12 protein-coding genes and 3 pseudogenes are annotated in these 14360 nt (G+C 51.5%); all 15 read right to left on the reverse strand.

What is annotated here, in order from left to right:
- Positions 1-11 precede the first annotated feature (11 nt).
- The gene (locus tag ABLU96_RS03700; RefSeq protein ID WP_048262261.1) at positions 12-1100 is read right to left on the reverse strand and encodes an ABC transporter substrate-binding protein; all 1089 of its coding nucleotides are present in this window, start codon (positions 1098-1100) and stop codon (positions 12-14) included.
- A 500-nt stretch (positions 1101-1600) separates the two neighbouring features.
- The gene (gene tssJ / locus ABLU96_RS03705) at positions 1601-2146 is read right to left on the reverse strand and encodes a type VI secretion system lipoprotein TssJ (RefSeq protein WP_049083754.1); all 546 of its coding nucleotides are present in this window, start codon (positions 2144-2146) and stop codon (positions 1601-1603) included.
- Complete coding sequence (gene tssG, locus ABLU96_RS03710) at positions 2124-3209, reverse strand: type VI secretion system baseplate subunit TssG (protein ID WP_049083755.1); 1086 nt, start codon at positions 3207-3209, stop codon at positions 2124-2126. The genes tssJ and tssG overlap by 23 nt, the downstream gene beginning before the upstream one ends.
- On the reverse strand, positions 3173-4927 hold the full coding sequence (gene tssF, locus ABLU96_RS03715) for a type VI secretion system baseplate subunit TssF (protein WP_047723689.1): 1755 nt from the start codon (positions 4925-4927) through the stop codon (positions 3173-3175). Before tssF ends, tssG begins: the two co-directional genes overlap by 37 nt.
- A gap of 126 nt (positions 4928-5053) precedes the next feature.
- Positions 5054-5305, reverse strand: a pseudogene (locus tag ABLU96_RS03720) (PAAR domain-containing protein); the annotation flags it as partial.
- A 26-nt stretch (positions 5306-5331) separates the two neighbouring features.
- Positions 5332-5517: pseudogene (locus tag ABLU96_RS03725) on the reverse strand (type VI secretion system protein TssA); the annotation flags it as partial.
- Between the two features lie 80 nt (positions 5518-5597).
- Positions 5598-5807 (reverse strand): annotated as a pseudogene (locus ABLU96_RS03730) (type VI secretion system protein TssA); the annotation flags it as partial.
- On the reverse strand, positions 5807-9268 hold the full coding sequence (locus tag ABLU96_RS03735; RefSeq protein ID WP_074189049.1) for an ImcF-related family protein: 3462 nt from the start codon (positions 9266-9268) through the stop codon (positions 5807-5809). The gene ABLU96_RS03735 and the pseudogene ABLU96_RS03730, both read right to left, overlap by 1 nt.
- Entirely contained in the window at positions 9231-10406 is a 1176-nt protein-coding gene (locus ABLU96_RS03740) for a hypothetical protein (RefSeq protein WP_064406644.1), read from the reverse strand. The genes ABLU96_RS03735 and ABLU96_RS03740 overlap by 38 nt, the downstream gene beginning before the upstream one ends.
- Before the next feature lie 50 nt (positions 10407-10456).
- The gene (locus tag ABLU96_RS03745; RefSeq protein ID WP_163521037.1) at positions 10457-11362 is read right to left on the reverse strand and encodes a DUF4123 domain-containing protein; all 906 of its coding nucleotides are present in this window, start codon (positions 11360-11362) and stop codon (positions 10457-10459) included.
- Positions 11363-11583: 221 nt separating this feature from the next.
- Complete coding sequence (locus ABLU96_RS03750) at positions 11584-11751, reverse strand: hypothetical protein (protein ID WP_163521035.1); 168 nt, start codon at positions 11749-11751, stop codon at positions 11584-11586.
- A 65-nt stretch (positions 11752-11816) separates the two neighbouring features.
- Complete coding sequence (locus ABLU96_RS03755; RefSeq protein ID WP_064406649.1) at positions 11817-12542, reverse strand: putative type VI secretion system effector; 726 nt, start codon at positions 12540-12542, stop codon at positions 11817-11819.
- Positions 12539-12727 (reverse strand): hypothetical protein, encoded by a 189-nt coding sequence (locus ABLU96_RS03760; protein WP_064375894.1) that lies wholly within the window; start codon positions 12725-12727, stop codon positions 12539-12541. Before ABLU96_RS03760 ends, ABLU96_RS03755 begins: the two co-directional genes overlap by 4 nt.
- Before the next feature lie 171 nt (positions 12728-12898).
- Positions 12899-13858, reverse strand: coding sequence for a putative type VI secretion system effector (locus tag ABLU96_RS03765; protein WP_064406651.1), 960 nt, complete (start codon positions 13856-13858; stop codon positions 12899-12901).
- The coding region (locus ABLU96_RS03770) for a hypothetical protein (RefSeq protein WP_348862331.1) at positions 13855-14360 on the reverse strand (506 nt) is incomplete at its 5' end. The genes ABLU96_RS03765 and ABLU96_RS03770, both read right to left, overlap by 4 nt.

The following is a 14360-nucleotide window of genomic DNA, read 5'->3' on the forward strand; positions in this document are numbered from 1 at the left end:
GCGCCGGAGGGTTATTTCGCCGCGGCGGTGCGCCACTGTTTGATAAACTCCAGTCGTTGTTTCGGCTCAAGATACGCCAGCAGCGTTTCATCGACCGGAATAGGCTTCAGCGCGCTACCGAGCATTTTGGTCATACCGTCGATATCATTTTTACCTTCGATATCATTGCGCAGGGAGGGAATATCGGCCTGGTTCGCCAGGATGCTTTGTCCCTTTTCCGACAGCACGTAATCAAACCACAGCTTCGCGGCATTAAGGTGCTCGGCTTCTGCGGTAATAAAAGAGACCCGCGAGAGCACCAGTACATAATCTTTCGGATAGGAGATGCCGAGCGAAGGATCGTTTTTGGCCCGCGCCTCCGCGTAGGATCCGAGAATATTGTAGCCAATCAGGTTTTCCCCGGAGGAGACGCGCTCCATCATCGTACCGGTGGACGATTGCACGGTCAGGCCGCCTTTCGCTATGCCCGCCAGATCGTCAAAGTAGCTGGCATCGGCTTTGCTGTCCTGTACCGCCAGCATAAAACCCAGACCCGATTTTTCAATGTCATAAGTCGTGACCTTACCTTTGAATTTATCGGCCTGGCCGGCGATCAGCTTCGCCAGCGCGGTATGCGAGTTCGGTACTTCGCCCTGAGGGATCAGCCGCTTATTGTAGATAAAGACCACCGGCTCGTAGGTCGTGCCGTAGGCTTTCTGTTGCCAGACCGCCCATTTTGGCAGCTTATCCCGCTCCGGCGAGGCGTACTCTTCGGCGTAATCGGTGGCGAGCTTCAGCGCCGTATCCATGGAAGAGCTCCAGACCACGTCGCCGCTGCCGCCGCCCGCCGCCTGTTCGCTGATATAGCGGTTGTACAATTCGGTGCTGTTCATATCGTTATATTCAACTTTAATGCCGGGATATTGCGCTTCAAACCCTTTAATTAACGGGCCTGCGGCCTTGGTATCGGTCGTTGAATAGATAACCACTTTGCCTTCTTTAATCCCGGCATCCACCACCTTTTGATAATCCGCCGGATAGCCCTGAGGAACTGCGGCAAGGACCTGTCCGGAGATAGCTGCCGTCAGTGAAATCACTAACCCACTAATTTTCATATACATAAAATCAACCTTTAGATATCAATTATTAAACTTAAATTTAACATATAGCGAGATGCCAGAGCCTTGCAACGCCGGGGTTTGTTTTTTTACGGCTTTTGTGACGCTGGCGTAATTTAAAGGAAGATTCGTGGGGCGCGGCTAAAGAGATAAAGGTTGTTGGGCGGGAATATTAAGAAAACATTAATTTTTTTGTTTTTAACCCCTCAGTGTTGCGTTTTCTTGCACACAAAAATAACACCCGCTGGCGCCGGGCGAACATCAATCGCGCTTATGGATATTGCCATCAGGGTAAATTTTGCGATCGGCCTTACAATTGAGCTGTTAAATAACGTAATGAAAAGGCATTTCATCAAATGAACTCGCCATTCTCCTGAATTTAAAATGGAACCAGGCCTATGTAGCCAGAAAGCTATCTCCGCTATGTCCTTGACGTCATTGCTGACTGGCGGGATTACCACTTAGCATTTCATACAGCGAGGGGGTGTTGTGTCCCTGTGGCATTAGTCCTCCTTCAGCGGCTGTAATGCAAGGTGGTTATTTCCGGCTTCCAGAACACGGGGTTTATCCGGATCGAGATCTTCACGTCTGAGAACCTGCTTCCAGGTATTGTTGACCATATCCGGATGGCGGAACAGTCCGGCCACCGCGACAAACTGCGCGCCTTCTTCCATTGGCATATCAAGATTCGCATCCCCACCCGGCTTTATCACCACATCGCGGGTCGCCAGCAGGTCGGCTTGCAGGATCGTGTCGCCGTTCTTGAGGAGTTGCTGATAAACCGTTTTGTCGAAGGTTTTGCGGTCTTTCAACTGGTAGACACGAACCACCACCGGCTCGGAGAGTGAATTACTCTCGCGGGAATCCGTATTCAGTGCTTCACGGGCTGTAAAATCCAGATGCAGCACCTTAATCTTCTTATAAAACACCGCCGTATACACCGATTTGGTGCCATCCGTGATACTCTGCGTCACCCCACAGCCCACCAGGCTGAACGCCAGTAGAGCAGGTAGCCAGCACGCGGGCTTAATCAAATTTGTACTTAGCACGTCGATTTCCTTGTTGTGGTTTCGCAGGCGCCAGCCCGGTGTAGTAACCCAGTTCTGTCGTAAAGGTCAGCGGGATATCGTCCGCAAACGCCCCCTCCTCCGCTCCCAGCACGCCGTTCATGCCGAGCCAGAAAGGTTCTTCGCCGAGCGGCGGGAAGGCCAGCAGTTGGGTCCGGGTGGTCAGGGTGATCCTGGCCTTAAAACGCCAGCCGAGATAAACACGCAGCATCACCAGAAAATCCTGATACAGCAGACCATCCGGTTTCCAGCCCTGCGCTTCCTGTTCGTTATCCGTCCTGAGCGCAACCAGCAGCTGACTGCCCGCATCCATCGCTTCTTCCCCCAGCGGCGTATTGCCGTCCAGCAGAAAATCGTCATCGCCGTAAAAACCCAGCGGCTGGCCGATCTCCACCGGCCGCAGGCAGTACGGACTTACCTGCACCGTAGTATCCGGGGCCAGCAGTCTCACCAGCGCCTGCATCCCCTCCTGGGTTTTGCCGGGTTGGCGCAGCACACCGAGCAGCGCCAGAAAGCGGGATACCGGTGTGGCGATGTGGTTTGCGGTTCCCGGTATGCCCAGCCCCACCAGACCCAGCAGCGACTGCGAAATGCAGTCAGTTCCCCCTGCCTCAAACGTGGCCGGATAAGAGTATTTCCGCCAGATGCGGTAAAACTGCGTCAGGATACGGTGGCTGAAAATATCCAGAAAGCCCTGCAGCGCGTCATGCCCTTCACGGCACTGAGTGATGTCATCGAGATAGGCTGTCGGCAGGGGTGAGTCGACACCGTACATCCCCATAAAGGTTGTGCGGATGCGAGGTGGCCTGCTGTCATCATCCTTGTCATATTCGACGGCTTTCAGTTCGCTGCCCGGAAACCCCATCCCCGGATGCGGCGCAAACCGCACCGGGTCATCAGCAGGGTGGCTGGTTGACCCCATCAGCGGCCTGTCCGGATTACGCTTCTCCAGAAGCTGACAGAAGCGATAAAAATTCATGCGGTGCAGGTCGGCTGCGAGCCGCGGGCTCAGCCAGGAATGCGGCGGTTGTGCTTCTCTTCCCATTCCAGGCGCTCTCCGGTCGGTTGCAGAATAATAATCAGGCGGTTAAACAGATAGATGTCGGTGTAAAGCGCGAAGAAGCGACTCAGCATCTCGCCGAACAGGCAGATGTCGCCGCGACCGGCAAAGCCGTGGCTGTCAAGGGTCACCTCAATCTGCACGCCGCGTACCAGGTAGCCCTGCTCAAATCGCCCGGTCTCACTGTGCTTCACGTCAATAATGGCTTCCAGGCGACGGCGGTTCATCTCGCTGTCGGTCCATTCATACAGCGCCAGGGTGCCGCGCAGCACGTCGGCATTATCCATCATCGACAGAAACCCGCTGCCGAGGTGGCTCAGCACGCGCCAGTGAAAACGGTCCTGTGCCGGGGGATAGCAGGGCAGCGTCGGCGCACACAGGTTACGCACGGCGACGCTGGCCGAGGTGCTTTTCATCACCGTATCCAGCACGGTGCTTTGTAATGCGCGTCGCGGCAGCTGGCCATTGGTACCGGTGAGCGTGAGGGACAGGCTTTCGTTTTCCGGCACCGTGTGATTATCAAAGGCTTCGCCGCCGAGGATAAGCCACGTGTTATACAGTCCTGACGGACCACGGCGCACGCGGGTGTGGTAGTAATACTCCGGCGCTTCATGGCGCATCATGCCGCCTTTGTGGCGGAAACTGGAGAACGGTACATAGGTATACTGGCTTGAGGATATCACCGAATCGACAGCATAAATCTCGGTATGGCCATCCTGCACGCGCATCGGGCGCAGCATGTATTCGGTCTGCAGTGAATTCAGCGTCAGCGGGTCAGATTCCAGCGGAAACAGGTTAATCACCGGCACACAGTTCAGGCGCAGATGTTTTTCGGTAAAGCTGAAGTCATGCTCCCAGCGTTCCGCCAGCACCACGTCGATTTCAAACCACGGAAGCTCAGCCGGAAAGACCACGGTCTCCAGCCCGCGCAGGCCCGTGAACATGAACTTTTCGCGGAAGGTGAAGTACTCCAGCAAAAGTTGATAACCGCTAAAGCTGCTGCTGTCCTTCGGCCACAGCCCGTCATCATCGCCGAATCCCAGCGCGGTGAAATACCCGTCGAGTGGCTTTCTGTCCGTATCACCCGGCATCCGCAGCCAGAGACGCGCCGTGTTCATGGTAAAGGCTTCATGCATGGCGCAGGCCAGCGGTGCGTCAGCATTGAAGTAGAACGGGATCTGGCTGAGATCGGCACGGCTCCAGTCGGCGAGATGGCTACAGTTAAAGCGCAGGTTGATGACCGAACGCCCGTCAGGGTCAGTCGACAGACGGGCATGCTCCAGCGACAGCGGCTGAAGGGTGATTTCTTTGGTGGTGGTGTATCGGCAGCGGGTAGCCTTCTCGCCGATCGGCTGCGAATTGACCTCGAAACCTTTGACGATACGCATCTTCTCTTTCATCTCGCGCCAGTCGGGCGTGAACTCCACCACCGACATCGACGGAATGGTGCGCAGGTATTGCGGCCACAGCAGGCTGACCAGCCCTTCGGTCAGTTCCGGCAGGTCGTCATCGAGTTTCTCGCGAAGACGCCCCATCAGGAAGGCAAAGCCCTCAAACAGGCGCTCCACGTACGGGTCGCGCGCGCCCGCTTTATCGAGATTGAGCATTGCCGCCTGCTCGGGGTGAGCGCGGGCAAACTCTTCGCCGGCTTCCAGCAGGTAGCGCATTTCGGCGTCGTAATAACGCAGGGTTAAGTCGTCCATATTTATTTTTGCTTTATTTCCGTTGGATTCAGAGCACAGCTGCGCCCTGTAGTAACTTCAGCATAAGGTTAAAAAACATAACGATGGCAGATGCTGTCATTAGCCACCATAAGTACGTTGATGCCGGGAAGGGATAAATTTTGCGCCGCAGGGGCAACTGCTGGTGCTATGTAGCGAACCAGCATATTTCCGCCCATTGGCATTATTGTTCGGAATATGTCCCACTATTTTGTACATACCGGCATGTTTTCCGCAGGTCACATTCTCCTGCTCCCGGGCTACAGGGATCCCCATGACGGTATCGGTCGGATCACCTCCAAGGATTTTTCCACCACAAGTGGTCATGTCACCCTTTACCAGATAATAACCTTTCGCCATTTTCCCATCCTGAGTTCATCAATCATTCAACCGCAAAGCACCGCACTGCCTGCCGGATCGAGCGCAATCAGACCGGCCAGAAGCTGGTCCATCTCTGGCTGTAACCGCGTTTTATCGGTTTCACTGCGTGCGGCTTTCATGCGCAGTAGTCTGAGGCGGGACGATTTCACTTCAAACAACAGTGCCGGCACCCACTGCGTGAGGGTTAGCGCCATGCGAAAAGATGCAGTCGCCTGCTCCGGTATTTCCAGCCAACTCTATTGCAGGTACAGACGTTTGAGCATCGCCCGCTGATCAGCCCGCGGCGTATGCCGGAGAGTTTATTGACCTCCTCCCGGATGAGCTGGGAATCATCGTCATATCCCGGCACCTCTTCCCTCGGACGGGTAGCGCTGACCGGGGCGAGCCAGGGCTGCCAGTTTTCCGTGCGTGACTGCGCCTGCTGTCGCAGCAGGTTTTCATCCGCCTGACAGGCAGCAAGCCGATTCTGCAGAGTGCCCATTATTCGGTTCCGTCCATATCACTGTCTTCCGTTTTGGTCATCAGCGCCTGAGCCGTAGCCGCGCTGTCGACGCTGAATATCTGATCCGGCAACGTGAAGCCGCGTAATTCCAGCAGCGCCAGCGGACCTTTTCCGAGCTGTGAGCGCAGCACCCACTGCAGGGTGCGGCCATCCGGTGCGGTGAAACTCATCATCCACTGGCTGCGGTCAAGCTGCTGACGCTTACCCAGGTCAAGCCAGCGAATAAAGCCCCAGGTCCCGCTGTAATCACCAAACAGACGCGCACCGGCATTGACGGTGGTCCATGTCAGCATGGTTCCTGGTTTGTAAGTGTAGCCAGGCCAGCGAATGGACTGCCAGTCAGCCATCTGGTTAAAGTAGTGCAGCTTTTGCCCATCAATGGTCAGCTGCGTTTCCACCACCTGCGGCACAGGGCGCGCCTGCAGCTCAAAGCTGATGCCCTGACTACCATCGGTAAACAGAATGTCCGACAGCTGGCTCAACTGATTAATGGCCCGCAGGAAGGCCGGGTTGAAGCTCAGCCCCTGGCTGTTGACCCTATCCGGCACCCACTGGCTGCCCTCCTTGTGCAGCACACCGCTGAGCTCCGTCGTCAGGAAGCGCTCAATGCGCCCGCTGTCCTTGCGCACAAACTCCGCCAGCATCGGCAGGGAGGCATCACTTTTGCTGGCGGCAAACGGGAAACGACCGTCAAAGGCAGTTTGCCAGTTCGCGACAACCGAGCGGCTCCATTTATCATTCAGGCTGGCTGCCGACGGCTGAAGCACGGTCTCCCAGGCCTGGGTCAGCGGCTGCACAAACATTGTGCTGCCAAAACCGCTCCACTCCTCGCCAAGGCTTGCCGAAATCAGGCTGCCGTACTGCCAGGTGTCGGTGAGGTCCACGCTTTTGCCCTGGAATACGGTCTGCGCCAGGGTCTGCATCATCGCCTGCGGGTCAGAAGCGCTGGCCACCTGTTGCAGGCGCAGACGCACGCGGGTGATACGGGTCAGGTAAGTCTGCAGGCTCAGCGTGTTATCCGCCGACATCACGTTGCTGCCTTTGTTTTTGCCCAGCAGCTGAAGCAGCGGACCAAAGGTTTCATCCAGCGGCCCCTGCGGGCCTGATGCAGACTGGTCAATCACCGGTTTGTCTTTTCCGCCGACCAGGTCTTTGGCCGATTTGATGATGGAGTCCGAAAGGCCTTCGCGTTGCTGGCCGGTCTGTCCCTGCCAGGCGATGGTATTCATCAGGGCAATCAGCGGCGACTGGCGGACGTCACTCATCAGCGTCAGCTGGTCGGTAACGTCCGCAATGTTGTTCGCCGGATTAAGCTGCAGGCTGTTGAGGAAGCTCAGCCAGCTGCCAGCAAAGTCAGTGAAGTAACGTTGTGTCAGACGCGCTTTCAGGGCTTCCGGCGACAGGTCTGAGGAGACGGCTTTCCGGCTGTCGCTGAGCACCCAGTCGATTTCATCCCGGCGGGAGTTCGCTGCCTTTTCGATGGCCTGCTGAATCCCCCCCTCCCAGGCCTGGCGGGTGAACATCCCCGGCACCACCTCCTCAGTGGTGAACAGTCGCCGCGCATCGGTACCGCCGGTCATGTCCTCCAGAGACACATCGGCGAAGTTACGACGCACGGATTTGAGCATGTTCTCATACAGCGTGCTTTCCGCGTTGCGCCGTCCTATCTGCTGCAGCAGCACCTGGCGGCTCTGGCTGACCAGCTGCGCATCCGGTGTGATTGTCCACTGCGGCTGCGCAGGCAGTCCGGTGATGTAAAAAGCCCACAAATCCGGCGCCAGGCTTTGCCACAGACCGGCTGAGATGCCCTTCCGCGTGGGCTGCACGGTTTTCATGGTCTGCGCGTAGAATGCGCCGTCGGCTTTATCCGGCCGGGCCATCATCAGCCAGGCCTTCAGCTGGTCGTAGCCCGGTTTCGCCAGCTGCGCCCGCTGGTCGCTGTTGGGGGCCGAGTTTGCCAGCGCGCTGAGCTTCTGCTTAAGCGCGGCATTTGCCGGGTCGCGTATCAGGTGGTTATTTGCCTCGCCGTACCAGGGCAGCATCGCGTCGAGCAGCTGCGGGTTATGGTCAAGGCCAAAGCGCTGATACCATGGCGTGCCCTTCTGAACGTGGTGCAGCAGGCGACCGGCATCATTACGCAGGGCGTGCAGGGCCGTCAGCTGGTCGTCCGACACGGAAGGATGCGCCACCAGGGCATGCGCCTGCTGCGCAACAGAGACTATCTGCTGGCGGTTGAGCGTAAACGACAGCAGCGTCCCCGCCCCCCAGACACCGATGAGGGTCATCAGTGTCCAGGCAAGCGTCCTCTCCCACGCCATGCCGACACGGCGGCCACGTATACGGGTGCAGTCGTCAACGATACCCTGCCAGGTCGCCGGCAGGGTCAGGGCATGGCGCTGTGATTCGGGGACATACTGGTCAGCACCGGCCGTTCCCGCTGACGTACTGGCGGATGTATTCTCCGGCAGGCTGAACATAAGGCCACGCAGCGGAACGCGTTGCTGAGAGACCGAAAGCCATGGCAGCAGTTGCTGAGCCCGGCGGGCGATACCGCCGTCCTGGAGGTGCTGGCCCAAACGCAGCAGGAAGTCGTGGCTGTTGTCTTCCGCGACCTGACTTACCCCCTGCGCCCGCAGGGCCGGCAGCATCCGCTCCAGCTGGCGGATAATATCGTCTTCTTTTGCGCGCAGGGGAAAGCTTGCCCCGACAGCCTGCTCAGGACGCGTACGCTGCGACCAGTTGCTGTCGCACAGCTGCCACAGCCAGACCGGGGCGGAATAGCGCAGCAGTTCGCTGATTTTTTCCAGTCCGCGTAAATCGCAGTCGCTGATTTGCGGGGTCAGGTTAAGTGACGGGGGCATGACACGGACAATCCCGTCCAGCGGGCGTCCGCGGCGCAGCTTGCGCAATGCGGTGTATTTTTCGCGGTCAGGCTCCGGTGCCAGGCTGCCGCCGTAAATCAGCACGGTGCGGTTGCCTTCGAGCCACTGCTGCTGTTGCAGGCCGGGAACCAGCTGTTCGATAGCGGCTTCATCGCCGGTGATTAACAGCAGGCGGACTTTACGACGCCATAAGAAGCTATAGCGCCGGCGTAAATGAGCTTTTACAGGATCCTTTTTACTGGATTTTTTATAGTTATTACGGACATTAGCTGTGACGGACTTCCCTCCCGTCATACGCTGAAAGCGATACTCTTTTTGATGGAACCACACACCAAAGTTCATCAACATCAGGAATACGGAAAATAAAAACATACATAAGAACCAAAGGCTCACTTTTTCTTTAGAAGATACCCATCCAAAGATATCCCCATAGTAGTAACATCCTATAAAAGTCAGCACGCCAAAGATAATGAGACAGGAGACAAGGCCAATCACTCTCCATTTTGCCGGGGTATTCAATTTAATGCTCCTTGCTATTATCAAACGGTTTAATGACATTAAAAACGTATTCATCACCAACGCTGGCGACCATTAAAACCGATTCATTATTTTTTTCTGATATGAAAAGCGCCAGAGCGAACACCAACCAAAAATGGGTCTCACATAAATTACCCAATATCAAATTTAAATGCTTTATATCATGTTCCCATTCAACATTCATAGATAAAGAAGAGAGCCTTAATATCTCTGAGACTTCTGAAACATCCTGTATATTCATATTGCTAAAAAGCACTTTTGTCGTTTTAAGCACATCTGGCTGGTAAGTCATCATGTGGATGACTTCTTGTTTGGTTAGATTTTTGTTGCATGCCATCGCTCGCAAAGCCACACCACCATTGTCTTTTTCCGGCGGTTGCTCTTGATGAGTCACCAGCAATATTGAAGCAAATTCCGTTGAGTTAGGGGGATATTTTTCAAAACTCTCAATGTTTGCAGATATTATTATTAATACCCGATTGGATGAAACATTAGATAGTGTATCAAATTCCTGCTCTAATATTTTATTCCAATAATAATAATTACCTAAGCAACTACCATCAAAACCGATTGCAGCCCAACATTCTTTAAATGTAGAGAAAGTAATATAACTACTATCATAGGTAAATACGATATCGAATATACATGATTCTTTCAGTCGTAACAACCTTACCCTGACAGACGCCAACAGTTCATAAATTAGTTGTTCTTCAGAATATAACTCATCGTTATGACCCCGTAGTTTCAATTGCTGATTATTATATATCTCAACAGAATTAGACATTGCTATATCGGTTTGCGATATTACAGAAGGGAGAAACAATTTATAAGCGGAAACATAAAATTTTTGATTTGCCCATTCAGACCAGTGCTCCCTGACTAATGCTGCTTCGCGCTCTCTTGCTTCGAATGCCGACAAACACAAACCATGGTAATAGGCCCTAAAGGAAATAATGAGAGAAAAAGCAAGCGGCACCAAAAAAAACAACAAGGTAAGCAATTTTAATAGCGCATTCTCTTCCGTAGGGGAAGCGATTTTTGCCCCAACCCAACTAACCACCAAAGTCAACAAAATACCTATGAAAGAAAAAAACCAGTTACTCCATTTAATTCCAGGAGCCTTATCGGCTGGAGGGATTATTTGTACGGGCCAATTCATATCATTCTCCACCATTGTTAATGGCACATTTTCTTAAACGAAAACACTTCTTAACATGCCATACTGTCAATTCTGGATTTAATATCTGAGTATAACTGAAGGTCTTTGCTGCGATTACTAAATACGAACTTCTCAAATACTCCATCCTGATAAAATAGTCGCTGTGCGTTCAACACATCAAGCCCGAACTCAATAACATCATTATTGGATGCAGAGAAAGTTGCATAATAATAATTCAGCGCAGAGCGCAATAATTTCATCACCTCGCGCTCACTGAGTTTATGGGGCGCATTCATTTTTCGATATATGCGCAAAACATTATTAATAACTAAAATTCGCTCAATTTCTAATGCATTTTGCTCGGTCAATCCAAGTGAGTGGTTTAATTTTTTTTTGCATTCACCATCACCATTCACTATCTGAGCTATTCCGTCCCCATCGATATAAGACCATGTATTAACATTGCTTAATAGTTGTTGTTTTTGCCATTTATCCAGAATAGGCATTAACAAACCAAATACTGATGGATCGTAATAGCGAAGTAATATATCACCAACTGATTGAATCGACTGTACGGTGGACAAAGCGACCTGTTCAGCAAGCTGTTCCCCAGTTAAATCCGTCGAAATCCATGCACACACGCTGCGTCCTTCCCCGGAATCAAGTTTTTCTGTTTTCAACTCATTCAGTGAATGATAAATACTATTCTTAAACAACTGACCATCTCTCTCACTGAAGGTACTAAGAGGAAAAAGGTAAAGTGGTACAGCGCTTTGAAGTTCTCTCTGGTGGAATATAACAGGATAAGATTTATACTCCCTAAGAATATCAGGCAAAAAAAGCTCTGATTGATACTGTTCTAAAGATGCATCTATCAGTAGAAAGCATTGCCCGTTTTTTTCAAAAGCGGCATTGGTAATTTTTTCATTTATATCATAAAAAGATTCACTATCCATAATCAACCCTGCCATAATGATATTAAAAGCACATTGCAATTTATTGGTGTTTATAATGTTTCCCATTTCGCTGAATAATAAATGTCCTCAGCGCCCCCTCATAGAGCATGACACCTACTCTTCCCCATTAAATTTCGCTCAATCATTTTTACAACGTTACTGCCACACATTTGTGCAGATATTTCCGTTTGCGCTAAAAACCAATACTGCAGTCTATTTAATTAGTAGTAAAACCAGCTCTCAAATGAATAAATGAATTCAGCACTAGGGCAGGCAGGTTTATCCTCATCATCCGGGTCATACCACTCCCCTTTATTTTTAAGTTGTTGCTCACGTTCTTTTGTCAGCTTATTGAGATTTACTATTGAAATATTTTTCACACCCAGCAAATGAAATATCTCCTCAGCCAGTTTGCAGCGTGTTGGCGCACTGGCTTTATAGGCAAAGAATGCAATTAATCCTGAAAGCCCCCCCCCAACAATGCTATAACATACAACCAAAAGTATGTGGTGATAAATGACTCAAGGCTCTTCCAGGTGCCTTCAATCACTTCACTCAGAACTCCCGCAAAAAGCACCGAGAAGAAAAAAATCCCCGTGAGAATAAACATATGTTTAATCCGCCACAGCATATGCGCAATATGCCCCATATCACATTTCGGACATACAGACACTATCCGCTCTTCCGGTAACGCAATGGCATAGACCTCGTAATGATCGTGTTGCCACTCAACAATCATGTCCACCTTATCACCAGCCTGAAGCCGGGTGACACCCACCCAGCCGCGAAATGGCCTGCCATTAATCTCTCCCTGCACATATTCCGCCGAATTATTCGATGATTCGCTCTCAGCCATAATTACAGCCCCGACGCCAGGACTTCCTGCCACTATCGCGGCAGCAGCGGCAGCTCCGCGCTGGCCATCTGATATCTCCGGCAACGTGCTGGTCCGGTAGGCATCTGCATCAAAATATTCCCGAAAATATTCGCTACGGAAAGACTGCAGCCGCCCGCTGATTTTTTCCAGAGGGCCATAAGGCGGCAATACCGGCGGAGGAGGAAGCTCACGCGTCCACGGCCTGCCGTTCATCACCTCAATTTCCTGTTTTGTCCGTAAATCGGCTAATTTTTCTGGTTTGATAAACCGGGAACATATTTGCTTCTGCTCTTCTGAATTCATGATATATCCTTTATCGCCGCTTCCAGAGCTTTATTCTGGTCTGCCACGTTGCGGTTGAATGGTGCTGTGCCAAACACGCATTTTTTACACCATATCTGGAGCTCATCGTCCGATATCCAGGTCACAACCACCTGTAACAAAGTTATCGCCACCATGGCTTCCCAGGTCATCAGTACTGCAAGCATTCGGGTCCCTAAAAACTCCAGGCCAAAGCACCTGTGATTTTTCCAGCTATATTTTTAGCTATCGGTTTACTAAACGGTTCCAGCAGAAGACCGAACAATTTTGTGAAAGCCAGCTCATCCACAAATGTTTTCAACCCCATCAGTTAAGAATAAATATTGTAATATATTTAACTAATAGTAAAACCACCACTCCCCCGAATAAATAAACTTAGAAGAAGGGCAGGCCGGTTTATTTTTATCACCCGGATCGTACCATTCCCTCTTCTGCATCATTTTTTTTTCGCGTTTTTGGGTTAATTTATTGAGATTGACTGCTACAAAATTATTCACCCCCAGCAACTGAAATATCTCTTCAGCCAGCTTACAACAAGTGGAAGAGTAGGTTTTATAAGCTGCAATAGCAATCGCTCCAGTAAAAAGAAAAGCCAGCCCTAGCATCATCATGAGAAAAACAAAATATTCTTTCCAAAAATTCAACTGTCCCCAGCCCACCTCATTTAAGGATTTAACAAGGCAAATACATGCAAACATAAAGATGAGTATAGCTGTTAAAATAATCATATTTTTAATCCGCCAAAGCATATGCGCAATATGCCCCATATCACATTTCGGACATATCGAGACTATCCGCTCTTTCGGTAACGCAATGGCATAGACTTCATAATGGTCATGCTGCCACTCAACAACCATGTCCACATTATCGCCAGCCTGAAGTCGGGTGACACCCACCCAACCACGGAACGGCTGACCATTAATCATCCCCTGTACATATTCCGCCGAATCATTTGAAGATTCACTTTCAGCCATCATCACAGCCCCGACGCCAGGACTTCCTGCAACTATCGCTGCACCGGCAGCCGCACCTCGCTGCCCGTCAGTTATCTCCGGCAAAGAGTGAGTCCGGTAGGCATTTGCATCAAAATACTCCCGATAATATTCGCTGCGAAAAGATTCAATTCGGCCATTGATTTTTTCCAGAGGACCATAAGGTGGCAATACCGGCGGAGGGGGAAGCTCCCGCGTCCACGGTCTGCCGTTCATCACCTCAATTTCCTGCCTGGTTCGTAAATTGGCTAATTTTTCTGGCTCAACAAACCGCGAACATATCTGCTGATTTTCAACTGAATTCATGAAATATCCTTTATTGCTGCTTCCAGGGCTTTATTCTGGTCTGTCACACTGCGGTTGAATGGTGCTGTGCCAAACACACATTTCTTACACCACACCTGGAGCTCATCGTCCGATATCCAGGTCACAACCACCTGCAGCAAAGTTATTGCCACCAAGACTTCCCAGGTCATCAGTACTGCAAGTATTCGGATCCCTAAAAGCTCCCAGGCCAAAGCACCTGTAATTTTGCCAGCGATTTTTTTAGCTATCGGTTTACTAAACTGTTCCAGCAGAAGACCGACCGATTTTGTGACAGCCAGCCCATCCACAAATGTTTTCAACCCCATCACACTCATCAGGACAAATCGATTATTCTGAAACTCTTCGTAAGTATTTGCACCATCCGCATATACCGAAAACATCGAAGCTGCCCCACCTGCTGCCGCCCCGACTCCTTTGACCCAGGAAACCGTAAGCTCACGGGCTTCCAGTCCTTTCTCTATTGCCGGTAAAATAACTGACG

Source organism: Klebsiella sp. CN_Kp106, from assembly GCF_040064575.1.
Taxonomy (GTDB): Bacteria; Pseudomonadota; Gammaproteobacteria; order Enterobacterales; family Enterobacteriaceae; genus Klebsiella; species Klebsiella michiganensis.